The sequence below is a fragment of the Haliea sp. genome (assembly GCF_040221975.1).
GTDB lineage: Bacteria > Pseudomonadota > Gammaproteobacteria > Pseudomonadales > Halieaceae > Haliea.
Map to the genome: position 1 here is coordinate 34,278 of NZ_JAVJWR010000015.1, position 17,649 is coordinate 51,926.

A 17,649-nucleotide genomic window follows, 5' to 3' on the forward strand; every position below is an offset into this window, starting at 1 on the left:
AATATTGACAATACCCACTATGGATGCGGGTCAGGCCGGGGGCAGGGAAGGCAATCGGTAGTCACCTTTTCGTCACATTGGGTTGGTAACCTGAGTGTCATGACTGGCCATGGAACCAGCTCACTGACGTGACGTACGCTCTGGGTTTCTATCTGTCGCTGCTGCTCACTGGCTGGAACTCAACCGAAGGTTTCCACCGGCGGCGGCTCGCGCTGCGACGCTGGTTGATATTGTGCTTGTTCTGGCCCCTGTTCATCCTGTTGCAAGTCATTAATGCCATCTGCCTGTACCTGGACAACTGGCTGTTTCCGGGATACCGGCAAGTTGTCGTCAGGCAGCCGGTTTTTGTGGTCGGCATGCCGCGCAGCGGTACCACATTTCTGCACCACCTGCTGGCGCTCGATGAGGACCGTTTCACCACTGCCGTGCTGTGGGAACTGATCTTTGCGCCGTCCATTGTCCAAAGGCGTTTCTGGGGCGGCCTGGGTCGCCTGGATGCCTTGATCGGCCGTCCCCTCGGCCGGGTGGTCTACGGCGCAGAACGTTTGCTGCTCACCTGGCTGGACGACGTACACAAGACCGGTCTGCAAGCGCCGGAAGAGGACTTTCTTGGCCTGCTGCCGGCGGGGGGCTGTTTCCTGTTGGTATTGCTGTTCCCGCGGCAGCAATTCTGGCATCTCGCGCATTTCGATCGCGATCTTCCCGCTGCAGAACAGGCGCGTATTCTGGGCTTTTATCGCAGGCTGGTCCAGCGCCACCTCTACTGCCGTGGCCCGGACAAGACCTATCTCAGCAAAAATCCCTCTTTCAGCCCGATGGTAGCAGGCCTGGCGCGCACCTTTCCCGATGCCCGTTTTATCGCCTGCTTCCGCAATCCGACCGACGCCGTGCCATCCCAGGTCAGCTCGATGCTGAATGTGGCGGTAGCGATTGATCCGCGTGCCGACACCAGCTACTGGCGCGAGCACCTGACCGAGCTGATGCAGTTCTATTGCCACCACCTGCTGCAGGTTTTGCCGGCACTGCCGCCTGCACAGCACGCCTTTGTCACCATGGAAGCTCTGTCGCAGGCACCGTTGGCCACACTGCAACGGCTTTACCAGTGTCTTCAGTTGCCTCTCTCCGATGCGTACCGGCGAGCGCTGGCGCCCGAAGTCGAGAGGGCGCGACACTATCGCAGCCGGCATGATTACTCGCTGGGTGGACTGGGTTTTTCGCCGGAGCGTTTGCTGAATGCATTTGATTCTGTCTATCTGCGCTTCGGTTACCCGCCTCCACGGAGGCGACAAGATCGCGATAGTCACACTTTTGTAACAGAAAGTGCATATAACGGCAGGTGATGATTACTGATAAATTGCGTCTGTTGTTTGTCGTCGATGCCATTTGTGGTCGCAATGGTGTCGGCACCTATTTCCAGGATCTGGTGGCCCATCTTGAAGGCCACGAAAAAATTGCACGTGTTGAACTGGTAGCGCCGGGCATCGAAGCACCGCACCCATGCCAGGGAGCATCGATTCCAATGCCCGGTGACGCCACCCAGCGGCTTTACCTGCCCAGGATGCGTGCCTTGACACAACTGGCGCTGGCAATGAAGCCGCATGTCATCATCGTCCCCGGCCCCGGGTTCTTTTCGCTGGCTGGCTACTGGATTGGGAAAAAACTCGGCATCCCTGTTTGCGTCACTCACCAGAGTGATTATCGCGCCATGGTCAGTCTATACTGGCATCCGCTGTTGGCGGGTCCTGTCGGTAGCCTTCTGCAGCTGCTCAATATAAGGATGTTCCGCGGCAGTTCATCAGTCATTACCATCAGTCAATCGATGGTCGAGCACGCCCGCGGCATCGGTGCGATCAATCCACGCCTGGTGCCCACCCCGGTAGCTCACAGCTTTGTTTATCATCCGGTCACTGCCATTCGGCGAAAGATTCAGCGCGTCATGTTTGTCGGCCGCCTGGCAGCGGAAAAAAATATTGGCCGTTTTCTGGAGCTGGCAGAGCAACGACCGGATCTTGTGTTCGAAATCGTTGGCGATGGACCGCAACGCAGGCTCGTCAGTCAAAAGGCAGCCGAACTACCCAACCTGATCTTCACCGGATGGTTGAGTCGCGACCAGGTGCTGCAGCACCTGAATGACAATGACCTGTTGATCCTGCCTTCTTCCGTAGAAGCCTTCGGCACCGTGGCGCTGGAGGCCATGGCCCGTCAGCGCCTGGTTCTGACTACGCTCGCCTGCGGTATAAACCAGTGGCCGGCGCTGGCAAGGGGCCTGTTCACGCTGTCCCCGGAAGAGACGTTGTCCAGCGCACTGCAACGCATTGAGGCCCTGCCATACTGGGAGCGGCAAAGCATCGCCGAGCATGCCCGCAACGCGGCATGCCGCCTTAACGGTGACGCCATCCAGAGTTGGCTGAATGTTCTGGAGCATACGGCCCTGCAGCAGCGCTATCTGCCCAGGCCGGCGCGCTCCGCCACATTTGCCTTGCTGCGAAGGTTTGCCACGGAATGACCCCCAGGGAACGGCAATGTCGACGCACCACCCTATTCACTCGGCGCTGATATCGATTCACGATGTCATGCCTGAGGCACTGGTTGCGGTCGACAAGCTGTTGCAGGAGCTCGGCCGCATACCACCGGATCGCATCACCCTGCTGATAGTCCCCGGTCGCAGTTGGACCCAGTCGGATATTGCCTGGTTGCATGCACAGCAACACCAGGGGTACCAGCTCGCCGGCCATGGCTGGCTGCATCATTGCAGCAAGCCGAGGAGCCTTTATCATCATCTGCACAGTCGGGTCCTGTCCCGCGACGTGGCCGAGCATTTGTCTCTGGATAGCTCACAGATACATGCCCTCATGGCGCGCTGCCATGACTGGTTTGCTGATCAGGGCCTGGACAATCCAACACTGTATGTGCCTCCAGCCTGGGCCATGGGCAATATCGACAGGTCCCTGTTGCAAGCATTGCCGTTTAGCCAGTATGAAACCCTGGGCGGTGTTTATCACAGCGACAGCGATCTGTTCGAAAAACTTCCGCTGACAGGTTATGAAGCGGACATGCCATCGCGGGCTGTATTCCTGCGCGCCTTCAATCGCTATCAACGCCTGCGCGCCGCCCAGGCGCGGCTGCCACTGCGGATCGGTATACATCCGCGGGATCTGCAGTATCGCCTGGCCAGCGATCTGCGGAGAGACATACATGCCGTAACACAAGCTCTCAACTATCGAAATTATCGTCCAGCAGGCTTGCAACCGGCATAGAAACACCTGTCGGAGCGCCGGTTGCGAATTCTGTCCAGCCTGTCTACCCTGATGACATGTTGTCAATTCCAGGGAGGTATCCTCATGTCCGACCAGCCATTTCTGTCCGATGTGAAAACCCTTCGTGAGCGGGCACGAAAGCACATCGAGGAAGGTGCTGTGACGTCAGGCTATAGCGCGGACCGCGAAACTGTTCTGAAAGTCCTGAATGAAGCGCTGGCAACAGAACTGGTTTGCGTGTTGCGCTACAAGAGACACTACTATATGGCGTCTGGTTTTAACGCCCAGGGCGCGCAGCAGGAGTTTCTCGAGCATGCTCACGAAGAACAGCAGCACGCAGACCAGATTGCCGAGCGCATCACCCAACTCGGCGGGGAACCGGACTTCAATCCCGACAGCCTGACCTCACGCAGCCATGCGGAGTACAAGGAAGGCACTTCGGTAACCGAAATGATCAAGGAGGATCTGATAGCGGAGCGCATCGCGATCGAATCATACCGGGAGTTCGCCGAGTACCTTGGGAATGATGACCCGGTGACCCGTCGCATGATAGAAGCTATCCTGGCGACCGAAGAGGAACACGCCGACGATCTCGCGGGCCTGATTTCCAGGATGGACGGCACTTGATTTTGCGACACGGTTTTTGACACGGCGCAAGCGTCGCCCCTGGCTATCCGGTAGTCGGATTGCGCAGTGGTATTACTGCGAATGTGCGCGACCGTACAGACGGTCGCGGTCTCCAGAATCATGCTGTTATTGGCGGTGATCATGGTCGGTAGGTGGTCATACGACCAATGCTGAGGTGACCGTCAAGGGCTTGCCAGGGAGTGTGTCATAACCATCACGACGTTCAGGTTCTCGGCACGCGCAGGGAAGGCTCAAGACCACCCCCGGAATACCGATTTGTTGCGTGCGGAGTTGTTCAGTATTGAGCAACTCAAGCGTCACGCGGTCAACCTGGCAGGTCGGTATAGAATCAACCCGCACCCGGGCGCGGACAGATTGCTGCCGCGGCTGGCGGACAACGCACGGGTTCTGCTTGCGGCCTACGATGTCGTCACGGCAGCCGCTGCGCCGGGCCAGCGGATCGTACCGACCGAAGCCTGGCTGCTCGACAATTTCTATCTGATCGAGCAACAGATTGGCCAGGCGCGTCGACATCTCCCGCGCGGCTACAGCCGGCAGTTGCCACGTCTGGCTACTGGTCACTTGGCTGGGTTCCCCCGTATTTACGACCTGGCGCTGGAGCTGATTTCCCACATGGACGGTCGGGTCGACAGCGATAACGTGACCCAATTCGTCGCCGCCTTTCAGACCATTGAACCCTTGAAGCTGGGCGAATTGTGGGCGTTTCCCATCATGCTGCAGCTGGCGCTGCTGGAAAACCTGCGCCGGGTGGGTGTGCGCATCGCGCAAAGGCGCGAAGAGCGCGATGTGGCCATTACCTGGGCTGACCGCATGCTCGTCGCGGCCGAAAACGATCCGAAGCAATTGATCCAGTTGCTGGCCGAGTTTGCCCATGCCGATGTTCCGCTCACTGCACCCTTTGTAGAGGAATTTTACGACCGGCTGCAGGCCCAGGGGCCGGCCATGGCCTTTGTGCAGGCCTGGGTCGAACAGAAATTGCATGAGCAGGGTGTAACTGCCACGGAGCTGTCGGAGGTGGCCGGGCGTACAGCCGCGGCCAATCAGATCTCCATTGCCAACAGCATCGGCAGCCTGCGCTTCATCGGCAGCATGGACTGGAAGCAGTTCGTCGAGTCGCTCAGCGTGGTTGAAAAGATCTTGCGTGAAGATCCGTCAGGTAAACACCCTCGCCAGGATTTCCCTACCCGCGACCGCTACCGGCATGTCATCGAGGACATGGCCAGGATCAGCACGTGTAGCGAGATGGCAGTGGCACGCGAAGCTATTGTTCTCGCACAGGCAGCTGCCGCGCAATCGGGCCAGGGCCACCGTAGCGCGCATGTCGGGTACTACCTGATCGATCGGGGGCGCCGGCGTCTGGAGCGGGCGGTCGGCTGCCGTCTGACAGTGACAAACCGCCTGAAACGGGTGGGCCGGCATGTTCGCCTGCCCGTGTATCTTGGCACCATCCTGGTGCTGACGCTGCTCACGACGGCGAGTCTGCTATATGCGCTCGGTGGCTTCGTGGTGCATGACTGGCGGTACTGGTTTTTTGCGATTGTCGCCCTGATTGGCGCTTCGGCGCTGGGGGGGGCTCTGGAAAACATGGCGATCACGCTGCTCATACCGCCACGAGCATTGCCACGCCTGGACTTTGCCGAGGGTATTCCCGAGGTTCACCGCAGCATGGTTATCGTTCCCTGCTTGCTGGGCAGTCGGTCGGAGATTGATGATCTGGTCGATGCCCTTGAGATACGTTATCTCGGTAATCGCGATCCGAATCTGTACTTTGCCCTGCTGTCGGATTTTGTTGACGCTCCAGAGCAAACCCTGCCGGATGACGGCGCCTTGCTTGCCCACGCACGCGCCGCTGTCGAGGCGCTCAACAAAACTTACCAGGACGACCGCCCTTGCGTCTTCTATCTATTGCACCGCCCACGGATGTGGAATCCGGTTGAGCGCGTGTGGATGGGCTACGAGCGCAAGCGTGGCAAGCTCGAGCAGTTCAACGCCCGGCTTCGCGGCGGTGCGCATACGGCCTTCTCAGAGATCGTAGGCGATCAATCCATTTTCGGCTCGATCCAGTTTGTCATTACCCTTGACGCTGATACCCAGCTCCCGCGCGACGCGGCACGCGCCATGGTTGGTAACCTGGCGCATCCGCTCAACCGGCCAGTCTACGACGCCGCCCGGGGTCGCATCGTTGAAGGCTATGCGATCCTGCAGCCCCGCGCTTCGATCAGCCTGACCAGTGCCGGCCAGTCGCGCTTTACCAGACTGTTCGCGGGTGACGCAGGTCTCGACCCCTACACGCGCGAGGTCTCGGATGTTTACCAGGATTTGTTTGGGGAAGGTTCGTTCATCGGCAAGGGTATCTACGACGTCGATGCATTTCGTCAGGCTGTCGAGAGGCGTTTTCCGGAGAACCTCATCCTCAGTCACGACCTGCTTGAAAGTGGCTACGCGCGTTCGGCGCTGGTGACTGACGTCGATCTTATCGAGGAGCACCCGGCCAGTATTGTCATAGAGGCGAGCCGTCGCCACCGCTGGATCCGCGGTGACTGGCAGCTGGCCGGCTGGCTACTGCCGCGCGTCCCGGGCCCTCCTGGCATGGATGGCGCCAGGCCGCAGCGGCAGGCGAATCCGTTGTCAGCCCTGTCGCTATGGAAGATTTTCGACAATCTGCGACGTAGCCTGGTGCCGCCGGCGCTGGTCGTCCTGCTGGCTGGAGGGTGGCTTTGGAACTCGGGCGTGGCTTGGGTGTGGACTCTGGTGGTCCTGGCGATAGTGTTCCTGCCCACTCTGTTGTCCACAGTGGTTGAGCTGATCAGGAAACCCGACGAGCGTGACTGGCTGGCCCACCTGAGCATGACCGGAAAATCCGCGGGCCGTCCGCTGGCGCTCGCCATCCTGAACCTGGTTTTTCTGCCCTATGACAGCCGGATTGCCCTGGGCGCTATTGTGTGTTCCGCTGCGCGCATGCCGTTTACGCGGAGAGGCCTGTTGCTGTGGCAATTACCCAGCTACGCGCGCCGCAACGCGGCCAGATCGCTGACTGATTTTCTCCGGGAGATGTGGCTCGCTCCGCTTCTCGCGACAGGGCTGGGCCTGGCCTTGATTGTAGCCGGGAGCCAGCCTGGCGTGTGGCTGTTTGCTGGGCCCATCCTGTTGCTATGGCTGCTGGCGCCTGTTGTCGGTTGGTGGATCAGCCGGCCGCTGGTCGCACCCACGCCGGCCTTGAATGCTGAAGAACAAGTCTTCCTGCGGACCGCGGCTCGCCGTACCTGGCGCTACTTCGAGGATTTCGTCGGCGCGGATGACAACTGGCTGCCGCCCGACAATTTCCAGGCCTGGCCGGCCGCGGCCATCGCCTCGCGTACCTCCCCTACCAACATCGGCATGTCGCTACTGGCTGATCTGGCGGCGGTGGATTTTGGTTATCTCACTGCCGGGGGGTGTCTGCACCGTATCGGCAATACGCTAGCCGCGATGGAGAAGCTGGAGCGCTATCGCGGCCATTGCTTCAACTGGTACGACACCCGCACGTTGCAACCGCTTCACCCGCGATACATCTCGGCGGTGGATAGCGGTAACCTTGCCGGCAGCCTGCTCACTCTGCAGGCGGGCCTGGCCGAGCTTAAACACCAGCCGGTCCTGTCACCGAGTGCGCTACAAGGCCTGCAGGACACTCTGCAGGTACTGGCCGGGGAGGCGCGAAGTGCAGCAGCGCCAGAACTGGCGGAAAGAATTCGCGTGCTGCAGGATACCCTGCGCGCGCTTACGTTCGAAGGTTCGCCGCAGACTCTGGCTGCCGCCGTCAGCGCGCTGGACCAGATACAGCACTCAGGCGGTACGTTGTCTGCCTGGCTGCCGGTGGATATCGAATCCGCCAGCGAGCTGGTTTACTGGACACGGGCATTTGATCAGCAATTTTGTGCGCTGCGCGACGAATTTGCATCGCTGCAGCCGGAGTTGTGGCAGGGTAGTACGCTCCCGAGCCGGGTGGAGCTGGCAGGCACACAGAGCGAAGTTGCTCAAATACAGCTCGATACCGTCGACAACCTGATCAATCGTTGCCGTGTTCTGGCGGAAATGGATTTTGAATTTCTTTACGATGGCGGCAGTGACCTGCTTTCCATTGGCTACGACGTCGGCGAACGGCGCCGCGATTCAGCCTGTTACGACCTGCTGGCATCAGAAGCACGCCTGGCGAGTTTCCTGCTTGTCGCGCAGGGGCAGGTACCACAGAAGCACTGGTTTGCGCTCGGGCGCCTGCTGACCAGTCACGGTGGCGACGTCAGCCTGATTTCATGGAGCGGCTCGATGTTTGAGTATCTCATGCCGCAGCTCATGATGCCCAGCTATGCAAATACGCTGTTGGAGCAGACGTGCAAGGCCGCCGTCTCGCGGCAAATGGAATACGGCCGGCAGCGCGCAGTACCCTGGGGAATATCCGAATCCTGCTACAATGCCACTGATGCCAACCAGGTTTACCAGTACCGTGCATTCGGCGTGCCCGGCCTCGGTTTCAAGCGGGGACTGGGTGACGACCTTGTAATCGCGCCCTACGCCAGCGCGCTTGCGCTGACAGTGATGCCGCGGGAAGCCTGCCGCAACCTGGAGGTGCTGGCCGGGCAGGGATTCCTCGGCGCCTATGGCTTCTACGAGGCAATCGACTACACGCCCTCGCGCGTACCGCGGGGCAAGCAACATGCCATCGTGCAGACCTTCATGGCGCACCACCAGGGCATGAGTCTGCTGGCCTTTGCACATGTACTGTTCGAGCAACCGATGCAGCGGCGCTTCATGTCCGATCCGCAGGCACGGGCAACCGAGTTGCTGTTGCAGGAGCGGGTGCCGAAGAAGGGTGACACCCTGCATCCGCACGCGGCCGAGGTCACCGCAGCCGCTCACCCGCCCAGCGCGGAAGCCGGCGCGACAATGCGCGTGTTCACGGATCCCGCCACGCGCCTCCCCGAAGTCCACCTGTTGTCGAATGGTCGCTATCATGTCATGGCGACCCATGCAGGTGGCAGTTACAGCCGCTGGCGTGACCTTGCCGTCACCCGCTGGCGTGAGGACGCCACCTCGGATAACTGGGGCACCTTTATCTACCTGCGCGACCGCGACAACGGCAAGTACTGGTCGACGGCGCACCAGCCGACCCTGCGTCCGGCAGATTACTACGAGGCGATTTTTGTCCAGGCACACGCGGAATACCGGCGCCGCGACCACGCGATCGAGGCGCATACCGAGATCAGCGTGTCCCCGGAAGACGATGTCGAGATCCGTCGCGTCAAGCTCACCAACCAGTCTTCGCGTACCCGCCATATCGAAGTGACGAGCTACGCGGAAGTGGTGCTGGCGCCGTTGAGCGCCGACCTTGCACATCGATCATTCAGCAATCTCTTCGTACAGACCGAGATTCTGCCCGGGCAGCAGGCAATTCTCTGTACCCGACGCCCGCGTACACCGGGGGAACAGGTACCGTGGATGTTCCACCTGCTCGCCGCACCGGGCGCGGTTGCGGACGAACCGTCCTACGAGACCGACCGCGCCCGCTTCCTCGGGCGCGGTCGCACCGCCGCCAATCCCCTGGTGCTGGACAGCGAAGCTCACTCCTTGGCGCTGTCGAATACGCAGGGGTCGGTACTCGATCCTTGCGTGGCGATTCGCAGCACGCTTACCTTGTTGCCTGACGAGTCAGCGAGTGTGCAGATCATTTCCGGGGTCGCGGACACACGCGAAGCTGCACTGGCCCTGCTGGAGAAGTACTGCGACCGCCACTTCGTCGAGCGCGCATTCGAGATGGCCTGGTTCCAGAGCCAGGAGGTGCTGCGTCACCTCAACGCCACCGAGGCCGATGCCCAGGTTTTTGGCCGCCTGGCCAACTCGGTCATTTACGGCAATGGCCTGCGCCGTGCCGCGCCGGAGATCATCGCCCGCAACCAGCTGGGTCAGTCCGGATTGTGGCGCTTTGCCATCTCCGGAGACTTGCCCATCGTCCTGCTTCAGATCGGTGATCTCAAGCGTATCGATCTGGTGAAGCAGGTGCTGCAGGCGCACGCCTATTGGCGCATGAAGGGTCTGGCCGCAGACCTGGTGATCGTCAACCAGGATTTCTCCGGCTATCGGGCGGAGCTTCAGGACCGGATCGTGGGATTGATCAATATGGGATCCGAAGCACAGGTGATCGACAAACCGGGCGGCATCTTCGTGCGCCGTGCCGAAGAGCTTTCCGAGGATGAACGCGTGCTTTTGCAGACGGTTGCCCGCATTGTCTTCAGCGACACCGCTGAAACACTGATTGAGCAGGTGGATCGTCGCGTATCTCAAGAACGGGTATCGGACCTTCTGGAGTCTTCACAGCAGGCTGTCTTCGAACCCGTTGCTCCGCTGATGCCCCGTGATCTGGTCTTCAGCAACGGTGTCGGAGGTTTCACGCCTGACGGTCACGAGTATGTCGTCATGCTCGAACCCGGACAAACCACGCCGGCGCCCTGGGTCAACGTGATCGCCAGCCCGCATATCGGCACCGTCGTCAGCGAGAGCGGCAGCACCTACACCTGGGTTGAAAACGCGCACGAATTCCGCCTGACCCCCTGGCATAACGACCCGATTGCGGACAGCAGCGGTGAGGCTCTCTACATCCGTGACGAAGCAACCGGCGCGTTCTGGTCACCGACTCCCCTGCCTGCCCGCGGCGACTCCGGCTACGTCTGTCGGCACGGCTTCGGCTACAGCGTTTTCGAACACCATGAGGCCGAGATCGACTCGGAACTCTACACCTATGTTGCCATGGACGCATCGGTTAAGTTCCTGGTGGTAAAACTACGGAACCAGTCACAGCGTGCACGCAGTCTGTCGCTCACCGGTTACTGGGAGTTGGTGCTCGGGGAGTGGCGTCACGCCAACCTGATGCATATTGTCACCGAAGTCGATCCGCACAGTGGCGCGCTGTTTGCCCGCAATGCCTACGGTCGCGAATGCGCCAACCGGGTGGTGTTCGCCCACGTCAGCGAGCGCGAGCGGTCGATGAGCGGTAGTCGTACCGAGTTCATTGGCCGCAATGGCTCGCTCACCAGTCCGGCTGCGATGCGCAGGAAGCGCCTGTCGGGCAGGACCGGGGCCGGCCTCGACCCGTGTGCCGCGATCCAGGCCCGAGTCGAACTCGACGCCGGTGAAGAGCGCGAGATCGTGTTCGTTTTCGGTGCCGCCAGCAACACTGACGAGGCAAGGCATTTCATCCAGCAGTATGGCGGGCGTGCGGGCGCGCGACAGACACTCGAAACAGTCTGGGAGCACTGGAACCGGACGCTGGGCGCGGTCCAGGTGGACACGCCCGATCCCGCCCTGAACGTGCTGGCCAACGGCTGGCTGGTCTACCAGACCATGTCATGCAGGCTGTGGGGTCGCAGCGGCTACTATCAGTCCGGAGGCGCCTACGGGTTCCGCGATCAATTGCAAGACAGCATGGCGCTGATCCACACGACGCCGTGGCTGGTCCGCGAGCAGTTGCTCCGCCACGCTGGTCGCCAGTTTCTCAAGGGCGATGTGCAGCACTGGTGGCACCCACCGAGCGGTCAGGGCGTGCGTACCCACTTTTCCGACGATTACCTGTGGTTGCCCTATGCCACCTGCCGCTATGTCCTGGCGACGGGTGATACCGGGGTGCTTGATGAGCCCATTCATTTTCTGGAAGGGCGTGAGCTGTATGCGGAGGAAGAGGCCTACTACGACCAGCCGCAACGCTCGGCGGAAGCGGCGAGTCTGTATGAGCACTGTCTGCGTGCCCTGAAGCACGGTCTGCGTTTCGGTGCCCATCAATTGCCGCTGATGGGCTGCGGCGACTGGAACGACGGCATGAACCTGGTCGGCAAGGAAGGCCGCGGTGAAAGTGTCTGGCTGGCCTGGTTCCTGGTGGAAAATCTTGAGCTCTTTGCCGGCCTGGCGCGCGACCGTGGCGACCTTGAATTCGCCAGATCATGCAGTGCCCAGGCGGCACAACTGCACAGCAACATTGAGGCGAAGGCCTGGGATGGCGCCTGGTATCGTCGCGCCTGGTTCGACGATGGCACACCGCTGGGTTCGGCCAGTAACGATGAATGCCAGATCGATTCAATCAGCCAGAGTTGGGCGGTCATCTCCAACGCGGGCGACACATTGCGTGCCCGTCAGGCGATGGCTGCAGTGGACCGGCGCCTGGTGCGGCGCGACAAACGCATCATCCAGCTCCTCGACCCGCCCTTTGACAAATCAGACCTGGAGCCCGGTTACATCAAGGGTTACATCCCCGGCGTGCGCGAGAATGGGGGTCAATATACGCATGCCGCGATCTGGGCCACGATGGCGTTTGCGATGCTGGGTGACACCGAACGTGCGTGGGAGCTTTTCGCCATGCTCAATCCCGTTAACCACGGCAGTACCCCCGAATCCATTCAACGTTACAAGGTGGAGCCCTACGTCATGTGCGCAGACATCTATGGCGTCGAACCCCACACTGGCCGTGGCGGCTGGACCTGGTACACGGGAGCGGCTGGCTGGATGTACCGCTTGACCGTGGAAACACTACTGGGCCTGCACCTGGAAGTCGATCATCTGCGAATCGCTCCCCGGGTTCCGGCCGCCTGGGATGTTTATACGATCCACTACCGTTTTCGCGAAACCGTCTACCACATCACCGTCAGGTGCAGCGGTGAAACATCAGGGGCGGTAAGCCGGATCATCTTGGACGGTAGCGAGCTGCCTGACAGCCGCATTCCGCTTGTTGATGACCGCCAGGATCACACTGTCGAGGTGTACCTTGGTTAAAACTCCTGGAAGACCGTGAAGGAGAACCGAGCAAATGGCATCCCGGCATTCGTATCCTGGCGAGATGGCTCCAGCAGTGTAGGCTGTACGCTGTAATACGCGATCACGGCGGCTGCCTGCTGAGTGCATGCAGATGACCACTGGCAGACAACCAGTTTTCTGGTAGGTGAATGCAAAAGACCCGAAAACGAATCGAGCCCGGTCTCCACCGTGGCTGATGGTAGTTCGGGGCGAATTTCCCTGGGAGTTGCGGGGCTGGACGAGATACTTGAAGGTGGTCTGCCAGCGACTTTCTCGCAGATGCGATCCTGGTGCGGCGGGGTGGCGGCAGTTAGCCGCCCCCCAAGGCAGGCTCAGTCGCGATCAGTCGCATCTTCGATGGCGTCACCCGTTTCTTCGATGCTGTCGTCTATTGCCTCACCAGCCTCTTCCATGGGGCCTTGATTGTCGCAGCCAGGCAGGGTGATCATGAGAGTAGCTGCGAGCAGTGCGGTGAAGATAGTTGCGTTGAGTTTCATGGTGCTTTAACTCCTGGTAAGTTTGGCGCCCATCATGGAGGCTTGTCGCAGGTATATCTGTGCGCTAGCGTACACAAATGCAACCGCATTGCTCACCGGCGACTGTTAGCCAGCGGGACGTTGCGAATTCCCGCTTTATCTGCCGCCGGATTTACCGAACAGCAGTAGCCCGACGCCGGCGGCCGTAGCGGCAGCGCCGAGGAGCAGGAACCAGGTGGTGGAGTCGGTGAAGCGACCAGTAACGGCCTCGGTCACCTGATCGCCCAGGCTCTGGGATGACTGGTAGGCAAAGAAAAGCAGGATCAAGCCCACTACAAGCATCACAAGAGCAAGAATTCTATTACTCGACAATGTCACCTCCAGTCGCGGACGCCGTGCAGGATGAGGATCTCGCGCGGTTTAGCGCAGGCCCAAAAGCCCCAGGATGAACACGACAATGACGACTGCACCTACAATCCAGATGATAGAGTTCATGATCTGCGTCCTTCTGCTGTTACTGAAGCGCTTTTGTACCATTGCAGGGGCACTGCGTTGGTGCGCTACCGAACACAGCGCAAAAGAATCTGGCGAACTTCGAGTACACTGCGCTACCGAACGGACAAGACAAATCTCCGGCCTTAGCCTGTGTGGGAGCCAGAAATAGTCGCGTCCCAGCAGTAATTGTAGCGCCAGCAAAAACACGAATATGCCGATGACCGTGGGCGTACCCGGAATGTCACCGATGATTGGCGCCAGCGTCAGCAGGCCGGCCATCAGCAACAGCGGCCCGAATGACCGCCGACCGACCATGTTCATAATGTCGTCCACTAGCACCTGTCCTTTACTCCGGCTGGCCGAGACGATTTGATCAATCATTTGCTCAAGATTGGTAAAATCCTGGCCTTGTTCAGCGTTGCCCATCAGGCGGACTGTCTGGACGCGGGAATGCTATTTCAGCACCATCCAGATTGCCATCGCGACCATCATCAGGTTTTCCGTCAGCGATATGAACCCAAGCGGGACGTTGCTGTCGCCGCCGACGCAGGCGCATTTCAGTTCGCGCTTGTCGATATAGACGGCTTTGAAGACGGAGACTGCGCCTATCGTGCCGATGACCAGCGCTACCGGAGCGGCGATCCAGATAAGGGCGCCGGCGATCATCAGGATACCCGCCAGGGCCTCGGCGAAGGGGTAGATGTAGGCATAGCGCACTTCGCGCTGGGCCAGGAGGTCGTAGCCCAGAAACTGGTTGGAGAAACTGGTTGGAGAAGCTGGAGAGATCCTGCAGCTTCAGGATCGCCAGTATAGAGATGGAGATGGCGATAAACCATTCCACGCCGCGAACCGTGAAGGGCGTACCAAAGGCGGCGAAGCTGGTGGCCAGCGCCAAAAATAGTGCCATGGTGAAGACGGCGATGACCGGCTGGTAGCTGGGAGCGTCTTCGTCCTGTGCCGCGCTCTTTTTGCCGAAATGGACCTTCAATTCCTCATAGCCGCCGATACGGTCGCCATTGATGAAGATTTGCGGCGTTGTATTCCGGAACAGGGAGGGTGTCGGCGTCTGCCATGATCGAGCACCGTTCCCGAAATGGTTGACTTACAGCCCGAACGGGTAGGTATCCGGCGCCCCCTCCAGTTCCCGTTCTCCCAGAGGCGTGACGGCAGTGGTTTCGTCGAACCAGACATATTCGTCGAATTGGTCTCCCAGCCGGGCGTGGAAATAGTGACTCGCCCGCTCCGTACGGGGACGGTAGATGACGCCGATGGCACGCTCGGGCCGCTCTTCGACGAGCCGCCGATGCAGTTCACGGGGCGCGTGATGGCGTACCGGAGCGATGAAAGCCGGGATCCCGGTATCGTGAAACAAGCGCTCCCAACTCCCCGCCAATGACGGCGTCACGTTCATCACCTTCATCGGTCTCCCCCAGTCGTTGGCGGCGGCAACGGTCCCGGTATGGGTGCCCATGCCGATCAGGTAGGCATCGTCGCCAAAGGCCTGCCGACAAAGCTGGCCCACGTTGTGCTGGCCGCGCGCACTCATGTCTGTCGCGGCGGCATCGCCGATATGTGAGTTGTGCTCCCAGACCACGATCTTGCCGCTGTCCCCGCGATATTCCAGCAGCGAGGTCAGGGTATCGAACATGTGGGTATCGCGCAGGTTCCAGGAATCGGCGTAGCCATCGTAGAGGCTGCGGTAGTACTCTTCCGCATTGGCGACGAGGCGCGCATTCTGTACCGCATTGAGAAAACTGTCGCCGTCGTGGGCGGAATACTCCAGCTGGCGTTCCATCAATGCAGTCAGGATATCGACGACTTCGCGCTGGCATTCCCGGTGGCGTCCGGAGGTGACCGCGCGGCCATAGGTGGCGGGATCCTTTTCCCAGGGCATCAGGCAGCTGTAACGCTGGCGCGCTTCGGCGGCGGCTTCGGAATCGATGGAATCGAGATAGCTGAGCACCTCCTCTATCGAGGTGTACATGCTGTAAAGGTCCAGCCCGTAAAATCCGACTCGCGCATCCACTGTGGGAATGCCGGCATTGTGGCGCCGCAGCCAGTCGACGAATTCCTGAACATCGGTGTTGCGCCACATCCAGGCCGGGAAGCGGGCGAAGGCGCGCCATTCCGACGGCGGCGTCGTTAATTCGCGCACGTAATGATCCACGCGTGCGGCATCCGGCCAGTCCGATTCGGTGGCGACGATATTGAAGCCCTTGCGCTCGATCAATTGCCGGGTGATGCGTGCACGAAACCGGTAAAATTCAGACGTGCCGTGACTTGCTTCCCCGATCAGTACCACGCGGGAGTCGCCGATGCGCTCGAGCAGGCTGTCGAGTTTGCTGTCGCTGCCAATGGGCTCCGCTATGTCGGCCAGCAACTCGATGGTATCGCGCTGACGGTTCTTCTTGCCCCTCGCGCCCATGCTGCCACCATCGCGTGCATCATCCGGATGGTCGGAGGTGCTCGCATGACGCCCATGTTCGTCCCAGCCGGCTTTCCCGATCAACGGGACGAAACGCACTCTGCTGAGCTGTTCCTGATCGAATTTGTCTTCAGCGATGCGCGTGATCCGCATCAGCCCCTGAGATCCCGACTCCCCGACGGGGATGACCAGGTGGCCACCGACTTGCAACTGCTGTTTCAGCGCTTCGGGTGCGTGCGGACCGCCGGCCGCCACCACGATACCGTTGTAGGGCTGGGCCTGTGGCCATCCCACAGAGCCATCCCCGTGAATCACCATGATGTTGCGGTAGCCCAGTTTTTCCAGCAGTCGGCGGCTGCTGTCAGCGAGCCCTGCTACCCGTTCGATGCTATAGACGTCCGCCACCATTTCGGCGAGCAAGGCCGCTGCGTAGCCGGATCCGGTGCCGACATCAAGCACCCGGTCGGACGCATCGAGATCCAGTGCTTCCAGCATCAGTGCCACGATATAAGGCTGGGAAATCGTCTGGCCGCTGGCGATAGGCAGCGGCCTGTCCTCGTAGGCGAACTCCCGCAAGTCAGCAGGGATAAATTCCTCGCGGGGTACCCGGCGCATTGCCTCAAGCAGGCGCGGGTCCCTGATTCCGCGCCGCACGATCTGGTGCTCGACCATCCATTCGCGTTTGGCGGCAAGATCGGTATCTTCCTGCTCGCTGTCATTCATGGCAGAAGCCCAACTATCGCTGTCTCCTTCTCAAGTACACGGTCAACGCCGATGTCAGGCGGGGCGGCGCCGTGCGTGGCCTGTTAAAGCTAGTCGAGAATTCCAGGCTCTGCAATCCGTGCCCGGCAGCAGGACACCCCGAGGCTACTGGAAGACAGCAAGGCCGTCTTCGGTAAATGCTGGCGTCGCCCTGATACGCAGTGTCAATTCGTTGATTCGAGTGTCGTCGAACACCAGCAGCACCTGCGCGGAAAAATAGGGCGCGAGCGCCTCCAGCAGCCGACGGACTGCTTCTTCGTTACCCTTGGCGGTATGGACAACCATCGGTGCGCTCCAGTTCCCACCGCCGTCGCCCGGTATTGGTTCGGCGGTGACAGCGCCGCGATCCAGCCCGTACTGGGACAACGCCCGGGTGAGCTCCTCTGCCAGCTTTGCGCTGTCCGGCGAATCCGGCGGGTAGCCCACTGTCATCGCCGGTGCCAGCTGTTTGTAATCGGCCCGGAACTGACTCAGCCGCTGCAGTACCTGGTCCCGTCGCGCCGGGGCCGGTGGTACAAACCCCGGGGCCGCAGGCGCCGCGGTCCCGGCAGCATTGACCGCGAGCAATGTTGCGCCGGCTCGGGTTTCGAGTTGGGTAGCGGTCGCGCCGGGATCACTGGCCGGTGGTCGTAGCAGCAGCAGTACGCCGATGATGATCGCAAGCGGTATCAGCCCCCATGCCAACCTGCTTGCGGAGCGCGTTCCGCGGTGAACAAAACGAATTGACACGGCAATCATCCTCCCTGGGCGGCTTCGACGGATTCGCTAGTACTCT

12 protein-coding genes are annotated in these 17,649 nt (G+C 60.5%); 6 read left to right on the plus strand and 6 right to left on the minus strand.

Annotated features, from left to right (window positions below; all coding sequences use genetic code 11):
* Positions 1 to 128 precede the first annotated feature (128 nt).
* From RLO07_RS05255 to RLO07_RS05275, 5 genes are all read left to right on the plus strand, one after another.
* A complete protein-coding gene (locus RLO07_RS05255) occupies positions 129 to 1,340 on the plus strand; it encodes a sulfotransferase (protein ID WP_462291078.1) in 1,212 nt (403 codons plus the stop codon).
* Complete coding sequence (locus RLO07_RS05260) at positions 1,340 to 2,506, plus strand: glycosyltransferase (RefSeq protein ID WP_462291079.1); 1,167 nt, start codon at positions 1,340 to 1,342, stop codon at positions 2,504 to 2,506. The genes RLO07_RS05255 and RLO07_RS05260 overlap by 1 nt, the downstream gene beginning before the upstream one ends.
* A gap of 16 nt (positions 2,507 to 2,522) precedes the next feature.
* Positions 2,523 to 3,257, plus strand: coding sequence for a polysaccharide deacetylase family protein (locus tag RLO07_RS05265; protein WP_462291080.1), 735 nt, complete (start codon positions 2,523 to 2,525; stop codon positions 3,255 to 3,257).
* Between the two features lie 84 nt (positions 3,258 to 3,341).
* Complete coding sequence (locus RLO07_RS05270; protein ID WP_462291081.1) at positions 3,342 to 3,884, plus strand: ferritin-like domain-containing protein; 543 nt, start codon at positions 3,342 to 3,344, stop codon at positions 3,882 to 3,884.
* Between the two features lie 276 nt (positions 3,885 to 4,160).
* Complete coding sequence (locus tag RLO07_RS05275) at positions 4,161 to 12,695, plus strand: GH36-type glycosyl hydrolase domain-containing protein (RefSeq protein WP_462291082.1); 8,535 nt, start codon at positions 4,161 to 4,163, stop codon at positions 12,693 to 12,695.
* Positions 12,696 to 13,048: 353 nt separating this feature from the next.
* On the opposite strand, the gene RLO07_RS05280 is transcribed toward RLO07_RS05275, so the two are convergent.
* From RLO07_RS05280 to RLO07_RS05295, 4 genes are all read right to left on the minus strand, one after another.
* Positions 13,049 to 13,213, minus strand: a complete 165-nt coding sequence (locus tag RLO07_RS05280; RefSeq protein WP_462291083.1) for a hypothetical protein — start codon at positions 13,211 to 13,213, stop codon at positions 13,049 to 13,051.
* 135 nt (positions 13,214 to 13,348) lie between these two features.
* Entirely contained in the window at positions 13,349 to 13,570 is a 222-nt protein-coding gene (locus RLO07_RS05285) for a DUF3185 family protein (RefSeq protein WP_462291084.1), read from the minus strand.
* A 42-nt stretch (positions 13,571 to 13,612) separates the two neighbouring features.
* Positions 13,613 to 14,113, minus strand: a complete 501-nt coding sequence (locus tag RLO07_RS05290; protein WP_462291085.1) for an exopolysaccharide biosynthesis protein — start codon at positions 14,111 to 14,113, stop codon at positions 13,613 to 13,615.
* 27 nt (positions 14,114 to 14,140) lie between these two features.
* Positions 14,141 to 14,404: a MauE/DoxX family redox-associated membrane protein gene (locus RLO07_RS05295; protein ID WP_462291086.1), complete on the minus strand. Its 264-nt coding sequence runs from the start codon at positions 14,402 to 14,404 to the stop codon at positions 14,141 to 14,143.
* 50 nt (positions 14,405 to 14,454) lie between these two features.
* Here RLO07_RS05295 and RLO07_RS05300 point away from each other — a divergent pair, with 50 nt between their 5' ends.
* Positions 14,455 to 14,622, plus strand: a complete 168-nt coding sequence (locus tag RLO07_RS05300; protein ID WP_462291087.1) for a hypothetical protein — start codon at positions 14,455 to 14,457, stop codon at positions 14,620 to 14,622.
* Between the two features lie 167 nt (positions 14,623 to 14,789).
* On the opposite strand, the gene RLO07_RS05305 is transcribed toward RLO07_RS05300, so the two are convergent.
* Entirely contained in the window at positions 14,790 to 16,835 is a 2,046-nt protein-coding gene (locus tag RLO07_RS05305; protein ID WP_462291088.1) for a protein-L-isoaspartate(D-aspartate) O-methyltransferase, read from the minus strand.
* A gap of 144 nt (positions 16,836 to 16,979) precedes the next feature.
* The gene (locus RLO07_RS05310) at positions 16,980 to 17,603 is read right to left on the minus strand and encodes a hypothetical protein (RefSeq protein ID WP_462291089.1); all 624 of its coding nucleotides are present in this window, start codon (positions 17,601 to 17,603) and stop codon (positions 16,980 to 16,982) included.
* Positions 17,604 to 17,649 lie beyond the last annotated feature (46 nt).